We start from the raw sequence: 24,795 nt of genomic DNA, 5'->3' as shown, positions 1-24,795 counted from the left end.
GCGGGTCAGGCATGCAGGCGGCTGCCGTTGACGGCGACCCGGCGGCCCTCGCGGGTGTGCGGGAAGTAGTCCCAGACGGCGTGGTGCTGGACGCTGCGGTTGTCCCAGAGGACGAGGGTGCGCTCCTGCCAGCGGACCCGGCAGTGCAGCAGCGGAGTGCGGGCTATGTGCGCGTACAGCATCTCCAGCAGGGCGTCGCTCTCGACGCGGGACAGCTGGGTGATGTGCGAGGTGTAGGGGGCGTTGACGAAGAGGAGCCTGCGGTCGGTCTCCGGGTGGCGCGCGATGACCGGCTGTTCGGTGCGCGGCACCTCGTACTCGGGCGGCGGGGTCTGTCCGGCGGCGGTCCAGGGCAGGGCTCCGTCGTGGACGGCGGTGAGGCTTTCGAGGAAGGTCCGCATCGCCGGTGAGAGCAGTTCGTAGGCGAGGTGCATGTTGGCGAAGACGGTGTCGCCGCCGCTGCCGCCCTCGGGGACGGTGGTGATGTACAGCAGCGAACCGAGGGAGGGTTCGGCGTCGGCGGTCCCGTCGGCGTGCCAGCCGTTGCCGGCCACGGCCTTGGACTCCTTGGTCGCCTTGATGTCCAGGATGTACGGGTCCGATCCCTCGGGCGCGAGGGCAACGGGGTGCAGTTCGCCGAAGACGCCCGCGAACCGCTTGTGTTCCTCGGGAGTGATGTCCTGGTCGCGGAAGACGAGCACGTGGTGGGTCTGGAACGCGTGCTTGAGTTCCTTCTCCTGCTGGGGTGTCAGCTCCTGGGAGAGGTCAAGGCCGGTGACCTCGGCGCCCAGCACCGGGGTGATCGGGGCGACGGACAGGGTGTCGTAGGGCTCGGCGGGGCGGGTGGTGATCCGCTCGACGGCCTTGAGTGCGTAGTCCTCCATGAGGGACCTCCGGGGCATCGGTGGGGGCGGGGGTGAGGGGGAACCGGTGCGGGGCTGCCGCACGGTGACCTCCTCAGGATCTTCCGGCGGGGTGGGGCAGGGCGGCGACGGCAGCTCGGGTGTGAGGTGGGGCCGCTGCTAGCGCGGCAGCAATCGCTTCCACGTGGGGTTGCGCGACCAGTTCGTAGTGGGTGGCGTCGACGTGGTGGAGGCGGACGGGGCGGGTCAGATGGGCGTCCCACGCGTCGGGGGCGGTCGGTTCCGGGGCCAACACCCCTTCTTCTACGGGGCGTTGGGCGAGCCATACCTCGGCGGGCGTCCGGTGCAGTCGCGGCAGCCGGTGTTCGGCCATGGCGGCGAGGTTGGTCCGGCAGCACTGCGCGAGGCGTTCGGCGTAGGCGCGGCCGGACTCGGACAGCTCTCCGCCGTCACCGCCGCCGTTGCCGCTCAACTCGCGGGCGAAGACGGCGTCCACCTGTTGTTCGTCGTACGCGGCGAGCCGTCGTCCGGCGCCGGGTGGCGGCGGGTCGAGGAGATGGACGGCGTCGATGGGTCGGCCGTCCGCCTCGGCAAGTGCCGCCATGGACAAGGCGGTCCAGGCACCGAACGACCAACCCGCAAGGCTCAGGCGGTGGTCGGGGTCCGGGAACGCGGCCCGGACGGCTTCCAGGTAGTGCGCGGCGCGGTCGGCGATCGAGCGGGCGGGCTGAGCCGGGTCGCGTAGTTTCGGGTCGGCGATGAGGCAGACGGTCAGCTCGTCGGGCAGGGCCGCCACCAGAGGCCGGTAGGCCTGGATGTCGCCACCGACCGGATGGACCAGGCACAGCACGTCCGGACCCGGTCCGCGCTGCCACACCTCGACGTCCACCGCGGCGGCGGACGCGCGGGTGCCGGTGTCGAGGTGGCCGAGGATCTCGGTGAGGCTCACCCGGTGGCTCAGCCGGGACAGGTCGATGTCGGTGCCGTAGCGGCGTTTCACCTCGTCGATGAGTTCCAGCAGGGCGAGCGAGTCGGCGCCGAGGTCGTACAGCGCGGCCTCCGGGTCGACGGTGTCCACGCCGAGCAAGTCGACCAGGATCTCGGTGAGTTCGGCCGTGGGGTCGCCCTGCACGGGGTGCGCGGAGGGCACCGGCTCGTGTCGGGAGTCGGGGTCCGGCTCGTAGAAGTAGCGAGCCTCAGTCAAAGGCGTGGTGTTGACCATCAGGTGCGGCAACTGCAGGTGCAGGGCCCGTTCGAAGATCGCGGCGCCGTCCTCGGGGGTGAGCGCCACCTTGAGGTGTTCCTGGTGGCGGGCGTCGGCGGTCAGGGCATGTTGCGCCATGCCGACGTCCCGCCAGGCGTCCCAGCCGATGCTCATACGGACGGTGGTGGCGTCGTCGCCGGGCGGAGCGTGGTGGGCGTAGGCGTCGAGGCAGGCGTTGGCCGCCGCGTAGTCGAACTGCCCAACTCCCCCGAACCGGGCCGCCATTGACGAACAGTAAGCCGCGTAGTCGGGATCGTGCTCGGCGATGAGCCGTTCGACGAGCAGGGCGCCACGCAGTTTCGCGGCCGTGGCGCGGCGGGCGGTGGCGGGGTCGCGGCGGGCGAGGAGTCCTCCGGCGGCCGTGCCCGCGGCGTGGACGATGCCGGCGAGGCCGTCCAGATGCGGGGCCAACCGGTCGGCAATCGTGGTCAGTTCGTCCGTTGCGAGGTCGGCGTGTACCAGTGTGACGCGGTCCTGGTACGGCCGTAGCGCGGGCGGTGTCTCGGTCCCTCTGGCGACGAGGACCACGTGGTTGCCGGGGTGCTCCAGGAGGCGTGCGGCCAGGGTGGCGCCGATGCCTCCGGTGCCGCCGAGCACCAGGTGGGTGCCGGGGGCGGCCGAACGGACGGCGGGTGGCGGGGAGTTGAGGACCGGGACCGGTTGAAGTGTGCGCTGCCACCAGAAGCCGTCGCGCAGCGCGGTCGCCGGTTCGGTGATCGTGTCGTCCAGGAGGAGGTCGGGCAGGTGGGCCGCCCAGTCGGCCGGGCGGGGTCCGGGCAGGTCGGTCCAGCGCAGGGTAACGCCCAGTTCCTGCCGGGGTACTTCGACAGCGGCGGCGAGCAGGCCCGCCTCAGGGGTGCGGACGGGGCCGGTGACCGGTTGCGCCCCGTGGGACAGCAGCCAGGCCCGTGGCCGTACGGTGTCCGGTACGTCGGCCAGGGCGCGGGCGAGCGCCGCGACGGTGTCGAGGCAGGCCAACTGGGCAGCTTCCAGGGCGTGTTCATCGAGGCTGCCGTCGAGAGCCAGCGGCAGCGCGTGCAGCCAGTCGACGCCGGGGCCGCCGGAACGGGTGACCCGCTCCAGCACAGCGGCGAGTTGCCCGGGGTCGGCGGGATCGGCCTCATAACGGTCCTCGTCGTGACGGGCGAAAGTCTCCCCGGCGCACACGGTCACCACCCGGGCGTAGTGCCGCTCCAGGAACCGCCACGACTCGGCCCTCGCATCCGTGACCACCACGGCGGTGCGGCGCGGTTCGTGCGCGCCGGTGCGGGCGCGGCGCAACCGCGTCCACTGCGGCTGGTGCAGCCACTGGTCGGCGGGCAGCCGCTGCGGTCCGGTCGGCGGCGCCAACACAGGCGTACGCGGGAAGTCGTACTCCGCCGTGTCGAAGGCGGGCGGCGGGAAGTCCCAGGGCGCGGACGCGGAACCCTCGGGCCATACGAGGGTGTGCCCGGCGGTCCATGCCTCGGCGAGGGCGTGCGGGTCCCGGTTCTCGGTCGGGCTGCCGGTCAGCGGGTGCGGGGCCGTGATGTCGGAGAGCGCCTCGAGCCACGCGACGGCGGAGTCTGCGTCCGGGCAGACCGCCGCCGCCCGGTGGCCGAGCGCGGGCCGTCCGGCCTGGAGGTGGCGCAGCACCTGCGGATAGGCGTCGGGCCGCGCCCTCAGGTAGGCGGCGATACGACGTCCGTCCGCGCGTACGGCGGCTTCGGAGCTGCCGGACAGCACCAGGCACGGCACCAACTCCTGCACGGTATGCGCGACTTGGGCCGCATCCGGGTGTTCGAGGAGCAGGTGGGCGTTGGTCCCGCCGATCCCGAAGCTGCTGACGGCGGCGACTCGCGGCCCGTCCTGCGGCCAGGCTTCGGCAGCGACCGGTATGCGGAACGGGCCGTCGTCGATCTCGGGGTTGAGCCGGTCGAAGTCCGCCGTCGGCGGGACGATCCCGTGGTGCACGGCGAGCACGGCCCGCACCATTCCCACGACTCCCGCGGCGGCGCCCAGGTGTCCGATCTGGCTCTTCACCGAGGACAGCGCCACGCGCGCGTCGTCCGCCAGTCCGTACGCCTGCCGCAGCGCGGCCGCCTCCACCGGGTCGCCGAGGCGGGTCCCGGTGCCGTGTGCCTCCACATAGCCGAGATCGGTGCCGCTACGGCCGCTGCGGTGCAGGGCGGTGCGGATCGCGGCGCGCTGTCCGGCCAGGGCGGGGGCGCTGTAACTGAGCTTGTCCGAGCCGTCGTTGTTGATGCCCGAGCCGGTGATGACGGCGTAGACGGTGTCCCCGTCCCGGCGGGCGGCGGCGAGGGGCTTGAGGACGACGACGCCGGTTCCGCTGGCCCCGACGGTGCCGGCGGCGTCCGCGCTGAAGGGTCGGCAGTGGCCGTCCGGGGAGAAGATGTGCTGCGGTCGGTAGGTGTAGCCGTCGGTCAGTTCGGTGTCGACGAGGACACCGCCGACGAGCATCACGTCCGCGTCGCCCTGCCGCAGCAGCCCGGCGGCGACGTGTACGCCGACGAGCGAACTGGAGCACGCCGACTGCACGGTGAAGGCGGGGCCGGTCAGGCCGAGGTGGTAGGCGGCCTTGGTGGCCAGGAAGTCCTTCTCGTGGTGCAGCGCGAGCCGGAAGGCGTCCGGCAGTTCGGCCGACTCCGCCTCGCGCAGCATGCGTTGGAAGTAGGTGTTCTCCCCGCAGGCGGCGAGAAGCCCGACCCGCTCGGCCGTCGGGTCTCCGATGCCGGCGTGGGCGAGCGCCTCGACGCAGTTCATCAGGAGGTGCCGTTGCTGGGGGTCCATCAGCCGGGCCTCGTGCGGGCTGATCGTGAAGCGGCCCGGGTCGAAGGCGAGCATCCCCGCCAACTGGCTGCGGGCGCCGACCCGGCCGTCCGTCGCCGGGAAGTGCTCGATGCCCCGGCGGCCGGAGACCACCAGGTCCCAGAAGGCGGCCAGGTCAGGGGCGCCAGGCAGTCGTACGGCCATCCCGATGACGGCGATGGGTTCCTCGGTCCGCTCCCCGGGCAGCTGTGGGGCATGCGGGACGACGACACCCTCCGTTGCGCGTCCCTCCACAAGGCGGGCCAGCGCGCGAAGGCTGACGTGCTCGAACAACTCCGGGACGGTGAAGGCGAGTTCACCCTCGCCCGCGCAGCGGAGCTGGAACCGCATCAGGTCCAGGCTGGTAGCGCCCGCGTCGAAGAACCGCTGTTCCACACCGATCGCCTTGCCGGTCACCGTCTCGAACAGCGTGGCCAGCCGTGCTTCCAGCGGTGAGACGGCCGGGGCGGTCATGCCGACAGAGCGCAGGTCACGGCCCGGCGCGGTGTAGGCCGCCCGGCGGTCCAGCTTGCCGCTGGGCGTACGCGGCAGCTCCGTCAGGCGGCGGAAACGGCTGATGCGCACGTAGGACGGCAGCAACCCGGCCAGGTGGTCCGCGAGTTCGGCCGGATCGGGGTCGCCGCCCCGGCATTGCAGGCAGGCCACCAGCTGCCCGCCCTCCACGGCCGCGACCGCGTGGGTCACACCGGGATACTGCAGCAACGCCGCCTCGACCTGCCCCAACTCCAGCCGGAACCCGCCGAGTTTGACCTGGCTGTCGTCGCGGCCCGCGTAGTGCAGCAGACCCTGCGCGTCGAACCGGGCCAGGTCGCCGGTGCGGTAGAAGGTCCCGAGGTCCGGGTCGTCGGTGAAGCGGTCACGGTTCGGCATGTCGTCGCCGTCACCTTCGCCGACGTAGCAGCGGTTGGCCATGACACCGCCGATCAGCAACTCGCCGGTGACGCCGGGCGGGACGGGGAGACCGCCCTCGTCGACGACGCGCAGGACGGCGTTGGCCACCGGACGCCCGATCGCGGGGCGCAGCGGCCAGTCGGCGGGGTCGCCGTCGAGGCACAGGCCGCTGACGACGTGGGTCTCGGTGGGGCCGTAGTGGTTGAACAGCCGGGCGTCCGGCAGTCGGGCGAACCAGCGGCGGATCGCGTCGGTGCACACCAACTGCTCGCCAGCGGTGACGACTTCGCGCAGCCTGGACGGGAACTGCCCGGTGCGTACTCCATGTTCGGCGAGGAGTTGCAGCGCGACATATGGCAGGAAGATCCGCTCCGCTCCCCCGGTCTCCAACTCTCGCAGCAGGGAGGGGACATCGTGCCGCCAGCCGGGTTCCACCAGGCGCAGCAGGCCGCCGGAGCACAGGGTCGTGAAGATCTCCTGGAAGGAGACGTCGAAGGAGAGCATGGAGAACTGCTGGGTGACGGCGGGCCCGTTCAGGCCGCCGTCGGTGCGCTGCCAGGTCAGCAGATTGCACAGGGTCCGGTCGGGGACCTGGACGCCTTTCGGGGTGCCGGTGGAGCCGGACGTGAACAGGGTGTAGAGCGGGCGCAGCCCCTGATGCGTGGGCAGTTGGGGTACCGCGGCGGGGGTGTCGGCGAGGGTGAGGACGTGCCGGGGCAGGGACGGTGGTGCGATCGCGGCGAGGAGGTGTTCGTCCTCGGGGGTCACGAGTACGCACAACGGGTCTGCCTGGTCGAGCACATGCTGTAGCAAGGGTGGCGGGTACGCGGGGTCGAGGGGTACGACGGTGAGGTTGAGGCGGGCCGCCGCCAGAAGCGCCACGACATGCTCGACGGAAGGCTGGAGGTAGAGCGCCACGGCGGCCGGGGCGGCGGGATCGGCCGGGAGGCGGGTGCCTAGTGCGGGCGCCAACTCGGCTGCCTGTGCGTCGAGTTCGGCATAGGTGAGGGTGGTCTCGCCGGTGGTGACGGCCGGGGCGTGCGGGGTGCGGGCCGCCTGGCTGGCGAAGCCGTCGGCGACTGTGGTGAAGTCCGGTGCCCGCGTGGGGCCTTGGCCGTGGTCGGGCAGGGTGCGGCGGTAGTCGGCGACCAATTCGTGCAGGGTGATGTCGGTGTCCGTGTCGCCGATCAGGTGGTCGAGGGTCTGGCGGAAGAGACGGGCCGCGGCCTGGGCGCGTTCGGCGCCGATGTCGTCGCGGTACTCCCACAGGCAGTCGAACCCGGCCGCGTGCTCCACCACCGACAGCGTCAGGGCGCACTTGGCACCCAGCGGCTCGGGCCACAGCGGCCGCACGTCGCAACCGTCCAGGCGCAGTGCCGAGAAGTCGGTGTTCTCCAGGACGAAGAGGTAGTCGAACAAGGGAGTTCGTTCGCGGAAGGCGGGGTCCGCGAGGAGGTCGGCGAGGGCGACCTCCTGGTCCTGGAGCACGGTGCGCACGGCGTCGGAGTGGGCCGAGAGCTGAGCGTCGAGTGAGCGGTGCGGCTCCAACGGCAGGTCCAGGAGGACGGTGTTGGCGAACATGCCGACCGTGTCCGCGAATTCGGGGCGGGGCCGGTTCACCACCGGCGTGGCGACCAGCGGACGCCCCTGACCCGTCACGCCGTACAGGCTCGCGGCGAACGCGGACACCAGCAACTGGAACCGCGTCAGGCCGAGTTGTGCGGCGCGTCGGTCCAGCGCGCTACGGCGGACCAGGTCGAGCGAGGTGCGCAGCAGGCGGGCTCGGGGCACCTCGGGGGCCGGCAGCGCGGGTGACGGTTCCCCGTCATGGCCGTAGTGGGAGCGCAGCCGGGCGCGGCGGTCCTCGTAGGTAGGGCTCGTGTGCCAACTCCGTTGCCAGCGGGCGAAGTCCAGGGGGGTGAGGGCGGAGTTCGGCCGGGCACCCTGGGCAGCACAGGCGTCGGTCAGGTCGCGGAGAAGGAGGTTGAGCGACCAGCCGTCCACGGCGACATGGTGCAGGTGCAGCAGGAGCAGCCCGCCGTCGGCCTGTGCCACCCAGGCAGCCCGCAGCATCCGGGCGTCGCCGAGGTCGAAGCGGTGGTCGAAGAACCGGTCGGCGGTGTCCTGCCACTGCTCCCCGGGACGGGCTTCGAGACGTTGCCAAGGGTCGTACGGATCGCTGGCCTCTTGGAGCAGCCCGTCCGGCGTGGGGACCAGCCGGGTGCGCAGGGCAACATGCCGTTCCACCAGCGTGCGCACGGCGCGGTGCAGGGCCTCCGCGTCGGCGCGGCCCTCGACGCGGAAGGCCAACGGCACGTCGTAGGAACGGTTTTCGGGCTCGCGTTGATGCAGGAGCCAGAGGCGTTCCTGCTCGCTGGTGGCCGGTGCGGTCGGTTCGGCGGAGGGGGCGGGCACGGGCGGGTGTTCTCCCGCCGCCGTCTCCGGGGCGTGTACGGCGTCGGCGAGGGCGGCGAAGTCGGCCCGCAGGACGAGGTCGTGCGGCAGGTCGACGGCGAAACGGTCGAGGATCTCGAAGCGGAAGCGCAGCGCCTTCAGCGAGTCACCGCCGCTCGCGGCCCAACGGTCACCGGGGCGAAGGCCGTTGACGGCGAGGATGTCCTCGGCGACCTCCAGCACCCGCCGCTGCTCGGCGCTCACGGGCACGTCGCTCTCCTGCGCACCGCGCCACGGGGTCCCGGCGTCGCGCAGAAGGGCAGCCTGGTCGACCTTGCCGTTGGCGTTTCGCGGCAACTCGGCGACGAGGTAGGTGTGGTGAGGGCGCATGTACGAGGGCAGGGCGGCGGCGAGGTGACGGTCGTAGGTGTCGTACGAGAGTTCGTCGCCCAGGACGAGGAAGGCGAGCAGTTCGCTGCGGTCCGCCGCGTCGCGTCGGGTGCCTATGTAAGCCTGGCGGACGGCGGGTTGGGCCAGGATCTGCCGCTCCACCTCGCCCGGTTCTATGCGGAAGCCGCGCACCTTGACCTGGCGGTCGGCCCGGCCGACGTAGGTGATCCGGCCTTCGCCGTCCTGGCGTACGAGGTCGCCGGTGCGGTACCAGCGGCGTTCGCCGTCGTCCTCGTGCGGCAGCCGTACGAAGCCCCGCTCCGTCTGTTCCGGGAGGTTGCGGTAGCCGAGGGCCAACGCCGGGCCGGACAGCAGCAGTTCGGCGACTTCGCCCGGCTCGGCTACGCGGTCGTCCTCAGTGCGGAGCAGTATGGCGGTACCGGGGAGCGGGGTGCCGATCGGGATGGTGTCGCCGGCGAAGTCGCGTGGGATGGGGCCGCAGAGGGCGAAGGTCGTCGCCTCCGTCGGCCCGTACACGTTGTGCAGGACGGTGCGGGACGCGGAGTTGGTCTCGTACCAGCGGCGGACGATGCGCGCGTTGAGCTGTTCACCGCCGACGAGTATCTGTCCGAGGCCGGCGAAGCAGTCGGGTACCTGCTCAACCACCGCGTTGAACAAGGCCGTTGTGATGAACAGCGTGTCGACGCGGCGCTCGCTGAGCACCCTGGCGAACCGGGGCGCACTGTGCACCTCTTCGTCGTCGAGTACGACGCAGACGCCGCCGGTCAGGAGGGGAACCCACACCTCGAAACTCAACGCGTCGAAGGCGGGGTTGGCCAGGCTGGCGAAGCGTGCGCCGGGCCGTAGGTCGAGGTAGCCGGGGCGGGCCAGGCGTAGCACTCCGCCATCGGTGACCTCGACACCCTTGGGGTTCCCCGTACTCCCGGAGGTGTAGAAGACGAAGCCCACGGCCGTGTCGCTGGGCTCCCCCGGAGGCACGGCGGGCGAGACGGGACCGTCACCGGTCAGGAGCAGGTGGGCGTCCAACCCGGCGGTGCACTCCGGCAGTTGGGGTATGTGCCCGCTGTCGTGGACTACGGCGACGGCGCCCGAGTCGTCGAGGATGTGCCGTTGCCGGTCGGGTGGGCTGAGTCGGTCGAGGGGGACGACGGTGGCTCCGGCGCGGCGGATGCCGAGCATGACGCAGACCAGTTGCCAGGAGCGGGGCAGGTGTACGGCGACCGCGTGGCCGGGGCGAACTCCGGCCGCGTGCAGGCGCGTTGCCACCCGAGCGCTGGCTCGTTCGAGTTCCGCGTAGTCGAGCACCCGGTTGCCGTCCTCGACGGCGATGGCGGTGGGAGTGCGGCGAGCCTGGCCCAGTACGGCCTCGGCGAGGGAGACGGACCGCGTAGGGCCCGGGGAAACTCTGTGGGCATGGCGGAGGTCCATCACGCCTCCCGTATCGGCAGAGCCAACTGGGCGCCGTGGTGGGCGAGTTCGGCGGCGAGCAGGGTGCCGACCTGAGCGGCTCCAACGCCCTCCAGGATCTCCCAGTGGTCGCATTCCATCGTCTCGACGCGGTAGTCGCCCTCGGCGCGGCGGCGCCAGAAGTCACGGACCTCGGCGTGAAAGGGGGTGTCGTCGCCGTCCGGTACGGCCTGGGCGAGAACGACGCGTGCCGGGGAGGCCGCCGGGAGGTGCTCGCGGGCGGTGAGGCGGTTGTGGTTGTAGAGGTGGAAGTAGCGGTCGACCTGGGCGTCGTCGATGCCGGGGTACATCCCGTTGAACCTCACGAGTTTGTCGCGGAACTCGGCCGCGTCGACGGCGCCGATCTCCGAGCGTGCGGATGCGTCGTCGGTGGCCTGGGTGTCGAGGAGCACGACGCTGACGGCCCGGTGTCCGGCGCGGGCCAGCAGGCGTCCCATCTCGTGGGCGACGAGGCCGCCGTAGGACAGGCCGGTCAGGACCAGGGGTGATGCGCTGTCGGGTCGGATCAGTCGGAGGTACTCCTCGGCCATGGCCTCCACACTCGGGAGGAGGTCCTCGTCGGGGTTCACTCCCGGGGACTGGATGCCGTACAGGCCGACGCTGTCGGGGAGGAGGGTGGCCAGGGGGAGGTAGCAGAAGGCGGTGCCGCCGGCGGGGTGGACGCAGACGACGCGCGGGCCGGTGCCGGGGCGGAACTCGATGAGGCTGCCGGGGGCGTCGGCTGTGCCGTCCTCGCGCAGCAGCGCGGCCAGTGACTCGATGGTGGGGCGGGTCATCACCTCGCCCACCGGCAGACGGCGGCCGAACGTCTCGGTGACGGCGTGGGCCATCTTGATGGCGGAGAGCGAAGTGCCGCCGATCTCGAAGAAGTTGTCGCTGACGCCTATGTCGGGGTGGAGCAGGATGCGCTGCCATATGCGGTACAGGCCGTGCTCTATGTGGTCGCGCGGGCTGGCGGTGTTGACCTGGGTGGAGGTCGACTCCTGGGCCAGGCGCAGGAGTTGGGGTCGGTCGAGCTTGCCGCTGCGGTTGAGCGGGAGGGTGTCGAGGTCGAGGAAGACGGCGGGGATCATGTAGTCGGGCAGGCGGCGGGCGAGGGCGGTGCGCCAGTCGTGGGTGGTGCGGGCCGGTGCGGTGCCGCGGCCGATGCCGGCGAGCAGGCGGGGCTGGCCGCTCGCGTCGTGGTCGACGAGGACGGCGGCTTCGCGGACGCCGGGCAGCGCCATGAGCGCGGCCTCGACCTCGGCGGGTTCGATCCGGAAGCCGCGGAGTTTGACCTGGTCGTCGGCGCGTCCCATGTAGTGCGCCTGGCCGTCGGGCAGGCGCCGGGCGAGGTCACCGGTGCGGTAGATCCGCTCGCCGGGCTCGAACGGGTCGGGCAGGAAGCGTTCCTTGGTGAGGTCCGGGCGGCCCAGATAGCCGCGGGCCAGCGAGGCTCCGCCGAGGTACACCTCTCCCACCACGCCGGGCGGGACAGGTTCCATGCGGCCGTCGAGGAGGTACATACGGGTGCCGGGCAGCGGGCGGCCGATGGGGCAGGGCCGGTCCAGCGGGCGGGGGTCGTAGTACGCGGTGCTGTAGAGGGTCGCCTCGGTGGGGCCGTAGCCGAAGCAGATCCGCAGGCCGGGGAGGTGCTGTGTCATGCGGTGCAGGGCGGCTTCGGTGAGCGACTCAACTCCCGTGAGCAGCGTGCGCAGTTGGAGTCCGCGCAGGCGTACGGCCGGGTCCTCGTCGATCCACTTGACGTAGGCGGGTGGCAGGAAAGCCTGGGTCACGGCGTGTTCGCGCATCCATGCCAGCAGCTCATCGGGGTCGCCGCGCAACTCCTCGGGGACGATGTGCAGTTCGCCGCCGGTGGTCAGGGGCAGCAGCAGTTCGTGGATCGAGGCGTCGAAGCCGATGCTGGACCAGGCGGAGCCGACCTCGCCGGGGGCGGTGCCCATGCGGGCGTACCAGGTGGCGAAGAGGTTGAGGACGCTGCGGTGCTCCACGGCGACGCCCTTGGGCCGTCCCGTGGATCCGGAGGTGAAGATCACGTAGGCGAGCCGGTCCGGTGCGGGATCGATGCCTGCGGGCGGTTCGTGGCGGGTTGCCCCCTCGGCTTCCACAGCCCTCAAGTCGAGCCATTCCGGGGCGCGTTCGGCGCTGTCGTGATCGCTCAGGACGACGGGGCAGGCCGCGTCCTCGACCATGTTCGCGAGGCGTTCGGCGGGCTGGCCCGGGTCGAGCGGGAGGTAGGCGGCGCCCGCCTTGAGGATGCCCAGGATGCCGACGGCCAGGTCACAGGACCGCTTCGCGTGGAGGCCGACGACGTCGCCGGGGCGGACGGAACGGGCGACGAGGGCGTGCGCGAGGTGGTTGGCGCGGCGGTCCAGGGCCGCGTAGTCCAGCGAGCTGTCGCGGTCGACGACGGCGGTGCGGGTCGGGCGCTCGCGGACCTGGGTCTCGAAGAGCTCGACGAGTCCGGAGGCCGCGTGCGGAGCGGGCCCGGAGGTCTCCGACCGCGTGGCGTCGCCGTCGAGCAGCTCGCGCAGGCGTTCCTGAGGGGCCATCAACTCCAGGGCGCGGACGTCCCGTTCGGGGTGGTGGGCCATGTCGGTGAGCAGGTTCCGCAGATGGCCGGCCCAGCGCTCGGCGGTGGTGTGGTCGAGGAGGGCTGTCGCGTAGTCCAGGTACCCGGTGATGCGGCCGTCGGACTCGGTCGCCGAGACGGCGAGGTCGAACTTGGCCGGGGCGTGGGCGATCGGCAGCGGCTGGGCGTCCACTCCGGGCAGGTGCAGCAGGTCCCGCCGTTCGGGCACCCAGGCCAGCATGGTCTGGAACAGCGGGGTGCGGGAGGCGCTGCGCGGCGGGTTGACCAGCTCGACGATGCGCTCGAACGGCAGGTTCTGGTGGGCGAGTGCCTCGCGCACGACGGCGCGGGTGCGGGCGAGGGCCTCGGACACGGTGAGGGAACCGGACAGATCGATGCGCAACGGGAGGGAGTTGACGAGGAAGCCGATGAGACCGGCCGCGCCCGGGCCGCGCCGGTTGGCGAAGGGGCTTCCGACAACGATGTCCTCCTGCCCGGAGAGCCGCGACAGGAGAATCGCCCAGCCGGCCAGCACGGCCACGAAGGGGGTGGCACCGTGCTGTCTCGCGAGGCCGCGGAGACCGGCGGTGACCTCGGCGTCGAGGCTGAACTCGGCCCGGCCGCCCCCGTATTGCTGTTCCGTCGGCCGTGGCCGGTCGGTGGGCAGGTCCAGGACGGGCGGCGCGTCGCGCAGCGCGCGGCGCCAGTAGTCCTCCTGGGCGGCGAGCCCACCGTCGAGGACGGCTTGTTCCCGGGTCTGCGTGTGGTCGGCGAACTGCACCGTGAGCGGGGGCAGCGGGTTCGGGGCACCGGCCGCGAACGCCTCGTAGAGCTTGCCGAGTTCGTCCATCATGACGTTCATCGAGACGCCGTCGTAGATGCTGTGATGGAACGTCAGCAGGAGGACGTGGCGGTCCGGTCCCAGGGCGAGGAGGCGTCCGCGTCCGAGGGGGCCGGTGTCGAGGTCGAACGGCCGTTGTTCCTCGTCGAGTTGGCGGGCTTCGACGCGCGCCTCGGGGTCATCGGCCCCGGTGAGGTCCTCGAAGGTCAGGGCGAATCCGCCGCCCGGTGGGTCGATGTGCTGGTGCACCTCCCCTTCGGTGGCCACCAGCCTTGTGCGCAGCGTCTCATGACGGTCGGTCAGCTCGTCGAAGGCTCGGGACAGCAGGTCGACGTCGAGCGGGCCGGTCAGGGAGAAGGCGATCGTCTCGTTGTACGCGGCGTTCGCGCCCGGGAGTTGGGCCAGGAACCACAGTCGCCGCTGGGCGAAGGAGGCCGGTCGGACGCGGGGCGCCGACTCGGTGCCGCCGGTGGCCGTTCCGGTGGACGCGCGTGGAGTGGGGACAGGGTGGGGGGTGTTGTGCACCGGCGATACCTGGCCTTCCCAACGATATGGGGCGGGGGTGACATCGAGCGCGACAGGCCGGGATCACCGGACTGCCGACGGGCCGGAAAGGACGCGCTCGCCGTCGAGCGGGCGTCGTGGGAGCGGAGCGCAAGGCCGGTGGGATGAAGGGGTCGGTCCACGGGGTGAGGCGGCCGAAAGCGGCCCGGTGATTCGATAATTCGATTCCCGAAATCGTCGGCCAATTACCTGGTCACGTCGTTTTCCTGCTCACTCGGATTCCCTTCCGGAGCTCCGTGACACAGCCGTAATCATCGATCACAGGCTCAGGACATGTCAATACTCGACATTCCGCAACACCTCACAGAACACCCACAGCGAAAAAGAGTCCCATGAAACTCCCATATAGGAATAAAGGCTCCACAACGTCGCACGTTTTCCCCCGGAGTGCGGCGAAACGCCATTACGGGCAAAGAAGGCCTCATGTTCCGGCGGGCGAACTCGTCCGCTCTTCCTCCTGCGGTACGGCGTATCCAGGCACGGAAGGCCAGCGCACGGTCAGTACCACGGACTCGTCCTCCGCGGTCCAGGAGTGGTCCACTCCCTGGCCCCAGACGACATAGTCGCCCTGTTCTTCCAACAGCACGCTTCGACCGGGGAACTCCATACGGAAGCGACCTGAGATCAGGACCAGGAGAGCCGCGCGCACTTCGCCCTTCACCCACTGCGCCCGCTGGTCGCCACGCGGGTGTACGCCCCATTTGACCTCCACAGCATCGCTGTGGAGAGGACTGCCTTCCTCTTTGAAGTGGCCGAGCAGCCACCCCCGGTCCAGTGCCGCGTCTTTGCCCGCATTACCCACGTACACGCTGTCTTCCATGCGCCGGAACGCTAGCAGCGGACCACCGCGGCAGTGACAGGGTGCGTCCCGGGCCTGCCTCGCTCAGCGGATGGCGTCGAGCAGCAGGTTCGCGGCCACCGCCGCTCCATCGGTGCGGATCCTGCTGCCCAGAGCCCTGGCCCGGGCCCGTGTCTCCGGTGCCAGGGCCGTCTTGAACGCGACGTTCAAGGACTCGGTCGTCGGCGCCGGACTGTCGAGTGCCGCCCCGAGATCCAGGGCTGCCACCTGGCCGGCCCAGTAGGGGTTGTCCGCCAACTGGAGAGGCACCACCACTTGCGGCGCACCCGCCCGGGCGGCCGTCAGCGTCGTGCCCGCACCGCCGTGGTGGACCACCGCGGCCACCCTCTCGAACAGCAGCTGATGGCTGACCTCGCCGATGGCGAGGCAGTCGTCACGGTCGTCGCCCAGGTCCAGATCCGCCCAGCCGCGGGAGACGAGTACGCGGTGATCCTGTGCGCGGATCGCCTCGACGGCCCTGCGGGCGATGTCCGGGGACGGGCGCACGCTGCCGAAACCCACGTAGACCGGCGGCGCGCCCGCGTCCAGGAACGTCAACAGGTCGGCCGGCAGCGGGCGTTCGTCCGGCAGCGTCCACGCGCCCGTCTGCGTCACGTCGAGGCCCGGGGTCTTCCGCCACGGTCCCAGGACCGGGTCCGCCGCCAGCCACGGCCGGTCGGTGAAGACGTGATCACGGACGTTGTCCACCGGCGGCAGACCGAGAAGCGCCCGGTGGCCGTTGAGCGGCTCGGCGAACTGCGCGTTCACCTGGCCGACGTCCAGCTCCCACAGCGTCGGATTGTCGTGCGCCTCCGGCTCCGGCCAGCCCGGCCGCGGTGGCGGCGCGTGGTACGGCGACGGCAGGTTGACCGCCGAATAGCTCGTGTACACGTAGCGGACGCCCGCGGCCTCGGCCACGGACCGCGCGGCGATCTGCGCCAGGCCCGCCGCCACCAGCGCGTCACATCCGTCGAGCGCCGCCGGGAAGATCTCGAACTGCGCGTCGAGCATCTCGGACCGGTACCGGGCCAGATCCGCCGCCGACGGCAGCGTCGACCCGCTCATCAACGCCCGTACCGGTGGCCCGACCGGCACAAGTTGCACCCCGAGACCTGCCAGCCGCCGCGCGAACTCCTCGTCAGGCGGGGCGCACATCCGCACCTCCACGCCGCGCTCCCGCAGCCGCACGGCGAGTGCCACCAGCGGTTCGACATCGCCCCGCGTCCCGTACGTGGACAACAGCACCCGCATTCCGCGTCCTCTTTCGCTCGGTCTTCCGGTGCGTCCCGGCCGGTGCCCGCCCCGGTTTCGAGCGGTTCACGTCGACGGCGAGGGGTCGGCGGCAGCAGTGTACGTCGCGTGATCCTCAACGCGGCAGTGGTCCTCGAACACCGGGAGCCGGTACCCGCGACGCCTCGTCCTCGCCCGGGTGCACACGCAAGTCGGCGCCGTCGTACCGGACTTGGAAGCGTCGGGCTCCGCCCGAGTTCGGCAACGGCGAATACCCAGCGGGCACCTTGGGGACACTCTCGTCGATCAACGTTCGCTCCCTCTCACATGGAGCCGTCGTCGGTGACACAGTCTGAGAGCCACTCCATGCATAGTTCGTCCGTGCCCGTTCCTGACGTTTCGATCATCTTGCCCTGCGCCGGGTTCGCGACGCGTTTCGGGGCGCCCTACTCGAAGGAGCTGCACTGCCTGGCTCCCGGGGTCACCGTGCTGGACCGCAGCCTGGAGACCGTTGTCGAGCTGGCCAAGAGCGGACTCAACGTGCGCCTGGTCGTCGTGTTCGGGGCACACAAGCTGGACACGGTGAGTTATCTCGCGCGGTACGCCGAGACCTTTCAGCTGGTCTTCGTCTACCAGGACCATTCGCTCGAACCGGATCTCGACGGCGCGATCCGGTCCGCCCTCCCGATGACGCAGGGGCCGGTGGCCCTTGTCCTGCCCGACATCGTTGTCTCCGGCGCGGGCAGTACCGGCAGTCTCCTCGCCGCACTGCGCCATGCAGAGGTCGCGGGTTGGAGCGTCGTGGCCGCCGAGGAGCGGAACCCCGACACCCTCCGGCAGATGGGCGCGCTGGCCGTGGTCGAAGGGGACGGCAACATGACCGTCCGGGCGGCCACCGACAAGCCGTCGGATCCGTCGGGCTACAACGCGTTCTGGGGCATGGTGGCAGTCGCCGAGGAGGAGGCACACCGGCTGCCCGACGTGGCGAGCAAGGGGGCGGACAGTCCACTGGCCGGTGCGGTCGCCCTCATCGTGGAGCGAATCGTCAACTACAACACCACCGCGGGCTGACTCCCGGGGCACCGACTTGAGCTCGATGGGAGAACCCGCCACCCCGGCGCCTTCAGCACCGATAGACCCGCGCGGGGTAGCGGGGTAATCGCACCCTCGGCCGGACCAGCCCGACCAACCCCACCGCCACGGCCACTGCGATCCGTCACGCCCTGGAGTCGTCCCGGCCCTCCGCCCGGATGAGCCGCTCGTCCGGGATCACCGCGACCCCCAGGATCTCGATCATCGCCTCCGGCTGCCAAAGCGCCGTCGTGCCGATCCCGGCCATCGCCGGATAGACCGGCCCCGCGAGCTCGCGCCAGACCTTCCCGATCTCCTTGCCGTGCGCCTGGTAGTCGGGGATGTCGGTGAGGTAGATCGTCAGGCTCACCAGGTCCTCGGGGACACCGCCGGCCGCCCGCAACGTGGTGAGCACGTTGCCGAACGCCTGCCGGAACTGCTCGACGATGCCCCCGGGGACGATCCGCATGTCCGCGTCCAGGGCCGTCTGTCCGCCCAGATAGAGCGTGTTGCCGCTCAGCGTGCCGTGCGAGTAGCCGCTCGGCGCGGGGAGCGAGGGCGGGTTCACCGGGATCGGAGTCATTGAGGGGTTCCTCCTCGGGGGGATCGGACGGGGCGACGCAAGCAGCGTAACTCATCTATTGACTGTTTTCGACGGTCGTGAAAATCTCGCTATAACGCACCCCGGACATCCCGACCACCCCGGTCGCTGCGCCCGCCGCCATCACCCCGAGGGAGAACGCCCATGAAGCTCGCCACCGTGACCCACGGAGGCCGCACCACGGCCGCCGTGCTCGACGGCGACCGCTGGCGGGCGCTGCCGGCCGACGACCTCTCGGCACTGCTGGCGACCACGGCGACCGACCGCATCGCGGATCTCGCCGGGGCCGAACTCCCCGGCGCCACCCCCGTGTTGCCGCTGCCCTCGCCCCGCAAGGTGATCTGCTGCGGCCTCAACTACGCGGACCACATAACCGAAATGGGACGCGAACTTCCCGCCCACCCCACGCTCTTCGCCAAGTACGCCGACACGCTCACCGGCCCCGACGACGACCTGGTCCTGCCGCCCGGCCTCGACGTGGACTGGGAGGCGGAACTCGCGGTCGTGGTCGGTGCCCGGATCCGGAACGCGGACCGGAACACATCCGAACGGGCCATCGCCGGATACACGGTCGCCAACGACATCAGCGTGCGCGACTGGCAGAAGCGCACGCTGCAGTGGTTCCAGGGCAAGGCGTGGGACCGTACGACTCCCCTCGGCCCGGTGGTCGTCACGCCCGACGAGCTCGACCCGGTCGCGGGCGTCGAGGTGATCTGCCGGGTCGACGGCGTCGAGCGGCAGCGCGGAAACACGAGCACGCTGGTGTTCGACGCCGCCGACCTGCTCGCCTACGTCTCCACCTTCACGGTCCTGCGCCCCGGCGACATCGTGCTCACCGGCACCCCCGGTGGCGTGGGCTCGGGCATGACCCCGCCGGTCTTCCTCGCCGACGGCGATCTCGTCGAGACCGAGATCCCCGGTATCGGCACCCTGCGCAACCGCTTCCGTCTCACCGACTACCGCCTCACCGACTCCAGGAGCTGATCATGGAACCCGATTTCTCCAAGTACGTCCTAGAGGGCGACAACTCGTCGTACGCCAACGAGTCCGGCCTGGTCGTACCGGTCGTGACGCGCGGTGGTCTGGAGGTCGGCGCGACCGGTCAGTCCGCCGGGGCGACCCGGATCTCCGGCGTCTCCGTACAGCACACGCCGGCCACCAAGCTGTGGTTCGGGAAGGTGAGCAACGAGTCGGGCTACCGCTCGGTGCCCCACCACCACGGCGAGGCCGAGACCGGCGGCTACGTCCTCTCCGGCCGGGCCCGGATCTACTTCGGCGAGCGCTTCGAGGACTACCTCGACCTGTCGGAGGGCGACTGGGTCTTCGTCCCGCCGTTCATGCCGCACGTCGAGTGCAACCTCGACCGCAACAACCCGCTGACCTGGATGACGACCCGCACCCCGGAGAACATCGTGGTCAACCTGGCCGAGGTGGCCGACGCCGACCTGCGCGACTGGCTGGACCGGCCGTGAACGACACCCAAAGCACCAACGCCGACTCCCGCGCCACCGGCGCCGACCTCCGCTCCGTCCCGACCTCGGCCGCCTTCACCGCCGCGATCGCCCTCACCCCCGTCGAGCCCGAGCACTTCGACCTCGCCTTCACCGCGACCACCCAGCCCTGTCCCTGGCCGAAGGCCTACGGCGGTGACATGGTCGCGCAGGCCACGGCCGCCGCGATGCGCTCGGTCGAGGGCAAGACGCTCCACTCGATGCACTCCTACTTCCTGCGGCCGGTCGACATCGGCGCCGAAGTCCGTTACGAGGTCGAGCTGTTGCGCGACGGGCGCGGCTACGCCACCCGGCAGGTCCGCGGCTTCCAGAACGGCAAGCCCGTCTACACCTGCCTCGCCAACTTCGCAGCGGGCGAGCCGGGCGCGACCTTCGCCGCCGAGCCCCCCGCCGGTGTACCGGATCCCACCGAACTCCCCAGCTCCGCCTCGTACTTGCGCGACATCACCGCCCCCCGGGGCACGATGACCGACACCTCCGAGGAGTACTGGAGCGGCGGCCGCAGCTTCGACATGCGGCACGTGCCCGGACCCGTCTACCTCACGGTCGAGGGCGAGCGCGTGCCCCAACAGGCGGTGTGGGTAAGGCCGTTCGACACATTGCGTCCCGTCGAGGGCCTGACCGACGAGCAGCGCGACCTCGCCGCGCTCGCCTACGTCTGCGACTACACGATCCTCGAACCCGTCCTGCGCGTGCTGGACCTGCCGTGGGCACTCCCGGGACTCATCACCGCGAGCCTCGACCACGCGATGTGGTTCCACCGGCCCGCCCCCATGGACGGCTGGCTCCTCTACGCCCAGGAAGCCTTCGCCGCCGACGCCGGTCGCGGCCTCGCCGTCGGCCGGTTCTTCACCCCCACCGGTACCCACCTGGCCACCGTCGTCCAGGAAGGCCTGATCCGCAGCTCTTGACTCCCACGCAGCTCCTGATCCCTGCACGGCCCGCCCCCGGCCTGCGGAAAGGACCCTCCCGATGGACCAGTTGGACCAGAAGGGCCTCTCGCCCTCCGCCTATCCGGACACGTTCGCCCGCGACCACCTCCCGCCGCGCGCGCAGTGGCCGGTCCTGGAGTTCACCACCGACGAGCTCCGCTACCCCGAACGCCTCAACGCCGGCGCCGAGTTGATCGACGTCCCCACCGCCACGTTCGGCCCCGACCGCCCGGCCCTGCGCACACCGGAGGGCGAGGTGTGGACCTACGGCGAACTCCTGCTCCGCGCCAACCAGATCGCCCACGTCCTGACCGAAGACCTGGGCCTGGTCCCCGGCAACCGCGTCCTGCTCCGCTCCCCCAACAACCCCTGGGTCGTGGCGTGTTGGCTCGGCGTCCTCAAGGCCGGCGGCATCGTCGTCACCACCATGGCGGCCCTGCGCGCCCGCGAACTCACCCCCGTCGTCGAGAAGACCCGCCCGACCGTCGCCCTGGTCGACCACCGCTTCACCGCGGACGTCGAGACCGTACGCGACACCGTGCTGCCGGACCTCACGATCGTGGCCTACGGCGGCGACGCGCCCGACGACCTGACACGCCAAGTGGCGTCGAAGTCAGGGGAGTTCACGGCCGTCGACACCGCCGCCGACGACGTCGCCCTCTTCGGACCCACCTCGGGCAGCACCGGCGTACCGAAGATCACCACCCACTTCCACCGCGACATCCTGTCGATCGACAACACCTTCGGCCGCCACACCCTCCGCCTGAAGCCGGACGATCTGGTGTCGTGCACGGCCCCGCTCGCGTTCACCTTCGGGCTCGGCATCCTGGTCGTCTGCGCCCTGCGTGCCGGTGCGTGCGCACTGCTGACGGAGGCCGTGGCGCCGGAGCCGCTCGCCGAGTTGGTCGCCGAGGCGGGAGTCACCGTGCTGGCGACCGCCCCGACGGCGTACCGGCAGATCCTCAAGGCCGGGAAGGCGGACCGGCTGCACGGTCTGCGCGGTGCGGTCAGCGCCGGGGAGCACATACCGGAGGAAGTGTGGGAGCAACTCCGCACCGAGACCGGCATCAAGGTCATCGACGGCATCGGCGCCACGGAGATGATCCACATCTTCATCTCCGCCGCCGGTGACGACATCCGGCCCGGTTCGACGGGACGGCCGGTCCCCGGGTACCGCGCCACGGTCCTCGACCTGGACGGCGAGGAGGTCGGCCCCGGTGTCGAGGGGCGGCTGGCCGTGATCGGCCCGGTGGGCTGCCGTTACCTCGACGACCCGCGCCAGGAGAACTACGTGGTGAACGGCTGGAACGTCACCGGCGACACCTTCGTCCGCGACGAGGACGGCTACTTCTACTACCGCACCCGCACGGACAACATGATCGTGTCCTCCGGCTACAACATCGGCGGCCCCGAGGTCGAGTCCGCGATCAACACCCACCCGGACGTCGTCGAATCGGCGGTGGTCGCCAAGCCCGATCCCGAACGCGGCTCTGTCGTCTGCGCGTTCGTCGTCCTGGCCGAGGGCGTCGTCGGCGACGAGGCCAAGGTCAAGGACATCCAGGACCACGTCAAGGCGCAGCTGGCGCCGTACAAGTACCCCCGGGCGGTGCGCTTCTGTGACGCGCTGCCCCGCAACACCAGCGGAAAGCTACAGCACTTCCTGCTGCGTCGGCTCGTAGAGAACGAGAAGGAGACCCAGGCATGAGGATCGCGATCGTCGGCGGTGGGCCTGGTGGGCTGTATCTCGCCGCGCTGATGAAGCAGCTCGACCCCGCGCACGAGATCACCGTGTGGGAACGCAACGCGCCCGACGACACCTTCGGCTTCGGCGTGGTCTTCTCCGACGAGACCCTCGGCGGCATCGAGAACGCGGACACCGTCGTCCATGACGCGATGGAGAGCCGGTTCGCCCGCTGGACCGACATCGACATCGAGTTCGACGGCCACCCCTTCACCGTCGGCGGCCAGGGCTTCGCGGCGATGGCCCGCAAGGACCTGCTGCACATCCTCCAGGAGCGGGCCGCCGAACTCGGCGTCACCGTGCACTACCGCACCCTCGCCCCGGAGGTCGACGAAATCCGCGGCTCCTACGACCTCGTGGTCGCGGCCGACGGCATCAACTCGGCGGTGCGCACCAAGTACGCCGACGCCTTCGTCCCCTCCCTCGACCAGCGCACCAACAAGTACATGTGGCTGGGCACCGACCGGGTCTTCGAGGCCTTCCAATTCCTGGTCAAGCAGACCGAGTTCGGGACCATGCAGATCCACGGCTACCCCTACTCCGACTCCGGTTCGACGTTCATCGTCGAGATGGCCGAGGACGTATGGCGGAAGGCCGGCCTCGACGCGACGGAGGGCACCCAGTTCCCGCCCGGAGTCAGCGACGAGCGGTCGGTGGCCCGGATCCGCGAGATCTTCGCCGACGAACTCGCCGGGCACAACCTCCTTACCAACAACTCCCGTTGGCTCAACTTCACCACCGTCCGCAACGAGCGCTGGCACCACCACAACGTGGTCCTGCTCGGCGACGCCGCCCACACCGCGCACTTCTCCATCGGCTCCGGCACCAAGCTGGCGATGGAGGACGCCCTCGCGCTCGCCGCGTGTCTGCACGAACACAGCACCGTGGGCGAGGCGTTGACGGCGTACGAGTCCGAGCGCCGCCCGGTGGTGGAGTCCACCCAGCGCGCCGCCCAGGCCTCGCTGGAGTGGTTCGAGAACATCGGCCGGTACGCCGACCAGGACCCCGCGCAGTTCTGCTTCAACCTGCTCACGCGCTCCCGCCGGATCACCTTCGACAACCTCAAGGACCGCGACCCCGGCTTCGCCGACCTCATCGAGCGCGGCTTCGCGGAAGCCCAAGGCCTCACCGAATCAGTCCCGGCGATGTTCCAGCCGTTCACCATCGGCGGCCTGGAGCTGAAGAACCGGATCATCGTCTCACCGATGGACATGTACTCCGCCGTCGACGGAGTGCCGGACGACTTCCACGTCGTCCACCTCGGTTCCAAGGCGCTCGGCGGCGCCGGCCTGGTCATGACCGAGATGGTCTGCGTCTCCCCCGAGGCCCGCATCACCCCGGGCTGCACGGGCCTGTGGAACGACACCCAGCGCGACGCGTGGACCCGGGTCACTGATTTCGTCCACGGCCGCAGCACCGCCAAGATCGGTCTCCAGCTGGGCCATTCGGGCCGCAAGGGCTCAACTCGCCTCATGTGGGAGGGCATTGACGAGCCCCTCACCGAGGGCAACTGGCAGGTCCTCGGCCCGTCCCCGCTGCCCTACGGCACGGGCTGCCACCTGCCCCGCGAAATGACCCGGGCCGACATGGACGCGGTCGTGGCCGACTTCGTGTCCGCGGCCCGCCGGGGCGCCGAAGCAGGCTTCGACCTCCTCGAAGTCCACGCCGCCCACGGCTACTTGCTCTCCTCCTTCCTCTCCCCCGTCGCCAACCACCGCACCGACGAGTACGGCGGCGACCTCACGAACCGGCTGCGCTTCCCGCTGGAGGTCTTCGACGCCGTACGGTCCGCGTTCCCCGCCGACCGCCCGGTGACGGTCCGGATCTCGGCCACCGACTGGGTGCCCGACGGCAACACCGAACACGACGCGATGGAGATCGCGCGGGCGTTCGTCGCGCATGGCGCGGCGGCCGTGGACGTGTCGTCCGGCCAGGTCACCAAGGACGAGAAGCCAGCGTACGGCCGCTCGTACCAGACCCCGTTCGCCGACCGCATCCGGCACGAGGTCGCCGCTCCGGCGGGCGCGGCCGTGATCGCCGTAGGAGCGATCTCGTCGTACGACGACGTCAACTCGATCCTGCTCGCCGGGCGGGCCGACCTGTGCGCGCTCGGCCGTACGCATCTCTACAACCCGCAGTGGACCCTCCAGGCGGCCGCCGAGCAGGAGTACCGGGGCCCGGGCGCCGACTGGCCGACGCAGTTCGCGGCCGGTCGCCGCAAGCCGCCCACCTCACGCACCGACGCGGTCCGTCCGCGGCTGGCGCTACTGCGCGAGACCCCACGGGATGCCGTGCACCTGCGGTGGACCCCGGGCAGGGCGGCGGAATGAGCGGGCCGTTCGGCGTTCACCGGGCCCGGGTGGAGTGGATCGACACCGACGCGGCCGGGATCTACCACAACACCACCGTCGTCCGGTTCGCCGAGGCGGCGGAGGCCGAGCTGATGCGCGCGTACGACATCCCGGGCTACTTCCCGGTCGCGCCTAGGGTGCGCTACGAGGTCGAGTTCGAGGCGTCGATCCGGTTCGGCGAGGAGGTCGAGACACGGGTCGAGCTGATCCGCCTCGGCCGGTCCTCGATGACCTTCGGCTTCGAGGTGTGGCGGAACAGCACGGACGGCAAGCCGAACTGCCGTGCCGCCCACGGCAGTTACGTCACCGTCCACGTCCCCGACAAGGCGACCGGCGGCAGCGCGCCCTGGCCGGACGAATGGCGTACCGCGCTGGGCGGCCGGGCGGAAGCGGACGCCGGACATGCGCACTGAAATACTACGAT

The 24,795-nt window shown here is 70.9% G+C and carries 13 protein-coding genes; 7 read left to right on the top strand and 6 right to left on the bottom strand.

What is annotated here, in order from left to right:
* Positions 1 to 5: 5 nt before the first annotated feature.
* The 5 genes from OO69_RS14830 to OO69_RS14810 form a co-directional block, all read right to left on the bottom strand.
* Positions 6 to 884: a TauD/TfdA dioxygenase family protein gene (locus OO69_RS14830; protein ID WP_033281058.1), complete on the bottom strand. Its 879-nt coding sequence runs from the start codon at positions 882 to 884 to the stop codon at positions 6 to 8.
* Positions 885 to 957: 73 nt separating this feature from the next.
* Positions 958 to 10,080: a non-ribosomal peptide synthetase gene (locus tag OO69_RS14825; protein WP_033281057.1), complete on the bottom strand. Its 9,123-nt coding sequence runs from the start codon at positions 10,078 to 10,080 to the stop codon at positions 958 to 960.
* Positions 10,080 to 14,057, bottom strand: a complete 3,978-nt coding sequence (locus tag OO69_RS14820; protein ID WP_078652430.1) for a non-ribosomal peptide synthetase — start codon at positions 14,055 to 14,057, stop codon at positions 10,080 to 10,082. The genes OO69_RS14825 and OO69_RS14820 overlap by 1 nt, the downstream gene beginning before the upstream one ends.
* A 460-nt stretch (positions 14,058 to 14,517) precedes the next feature.
* A complete protein-coding gene (locus OO69_RS14815; RefSeq protein ID WP_033281056.1) occupies positions 14,518 to 14,916 on the bottom strand; it encodes a hypothetical protein in 399 nt (132 codons plus the stop codon).
* A 63-nt stretch (positions 14,917 to 14,979) separates the two neighbouring features.
* Positions 14,980 to 16,185, bottom strand: a complete 1,206-nt coding sequence (locus tag OO69_RS14810; protein ID WP_033281055.1) for a glycosyltransferase — start codon at positions 16,183 to 16,185, stop codon at positions 14,980 to 14,982.
* A gap of 360 nt (positions 16,186 to 16,545) precedes the next feature.
* Between OO69_RS14810 and OO69_RS14805 the strand changes: the two genes are divergently transcribed.
* Positions 16,546 to 17,235 carry a hypothetical protein gene (locus OO69_RS14805; protein ID WP_106971044.1) on the top strand — a complete coding sequence of 230 codons (690 nt, stop codon included), beginning with the start codon at positions 16,546 to 16,548 and terminating at the stop codon, positions 17,233 to 17,235.
* Between the two features lie 145 nt (positions 17,236 to 17,380).
* Here the strand turns inward: OO69_RS14805 and OO69_RS14800 are convergent, their stop codons facing one another.
* The gene (locus OO69_RS14800) at positions 17,381 to 17,818 is read right to left on the bottom strand and encodes a RidA family protein (RefSeq protein ID WP_033281053.1); all 438 of its coding nucleotides are present in this window, start codon (positions 17,816 to 17,818) and stop codon (positions 17,381 to 17,383) included.
* A gap of 162 nt (positions 17,819 to 17,980) precedes the next feature.
* On the opposite strand from OO69_RS14800, the gene OO69_RS14795 reads away from it, so the two are divergent.
* The 6 genes from OO69_RS14795 to OO69_RS14770 all read left to right on the top strand — a co-directional run bounded on the left by OO69_RS14795 (position 17,981) and on the right by OO69_RS14770 (position 24,784).
* The gene (locus OO69_RS14795) at positions 17,981 to 18,820 is read left to right on the top strand and encodes a fumarylacetoacetate hydrolase family protein (protein WP_033281052.1); all 840 of its coding nucleotides are present in this window, start codon (positions 17,981 to 17,983) and stop codon (positions 18,818 to 18,820) included.
* 2 nt (positions 18,821 to 18,822) lie between these two features.
* Positions 18,823 to 19,308 carry a cupin domain-containing protein gene (locus tag OO69_RS14790; RefSeq protein WP_033281051.1) on the top strand — a complete coding sequence of 162 codons (486 nt, stop codon included), beginning with the start codon at positions 18,823 to 18,825 and terminating at the stop codon, positions 19,306 to 19,308.
* The gene (locus tag OO69_RS14785; RefSeq protein WP_033281050.1) at positions 19,305 to 20,258 is read left to right on the top strand and encodes an acyl-CoA thioesterase; all 954 of its coding nucleotides are present in this window, start codon (positions 19,305 to 19,307) and stop codon (positions 20,256 to 20,258) included. The genes OO69_RS14790 and OO69_RS14785 overlap by 4 nt, the downstream gene beginning before the upstream one ends.
* A gap of 61 nt (positions 20,259 to 20,319) precedes the next feature.
* A complete protein-coding gene (locus OO69_RS14780; RefSeq protein WP_033281049.1) occupies positions 20,320 to 21,984 on the top strand; it encodes an AMP-binding protein in 1,665 nt (554 codons plus the stop codon).
* The gene (locus tag OO69_RS14775; protein ID WP_033281048.1) at positions 21,981 to 24,350 is read left to right on the top strand and encodes a bifunctional salicylyl-CoA 5-hydroxylase/oxidoreductase; all 2,370 of its coding nucleotides are present in this window, start codon (positions 21,981 to 21,983) and stop codon (positions 24,348 to 24,350) included. Before OO69_RS14780 ends, OO69_RS14775 begins: the two co-directional genes overlap by 4 nt.
* On the top strand, positions 24,347 to 24,784 hold the full coding sequence (locus OO69_RS14770; protein ID WP_051801032.1) for an acyl-CoA thioesterase: 438 nt from the start codon (positions 24,347 to 24,349) through the stop codon (positions 24,782 to 24,784). The genes OO69_RS14775 and OO69_RS14770 overlap by 4 nt, the downstream gene beginning before the upstream one ends.
* The last annotated feature ends 11 nt before the right edge of the window (positions 24,785 to 24,795 follow it).

The organism is Streptomyces sp. NRRL F-525, assembly GCF_000716605.1.
In the GTDB taxonomy this organism is placed as follows: domain Bacteria; phylum Actinomycetota; class Actinomycetes; order Streptomycetales; family Streptomycetaceae; genus Streptomyces.
This window is presented reverse-complemented; position numbering and strand designations above follow the sequence as displayed.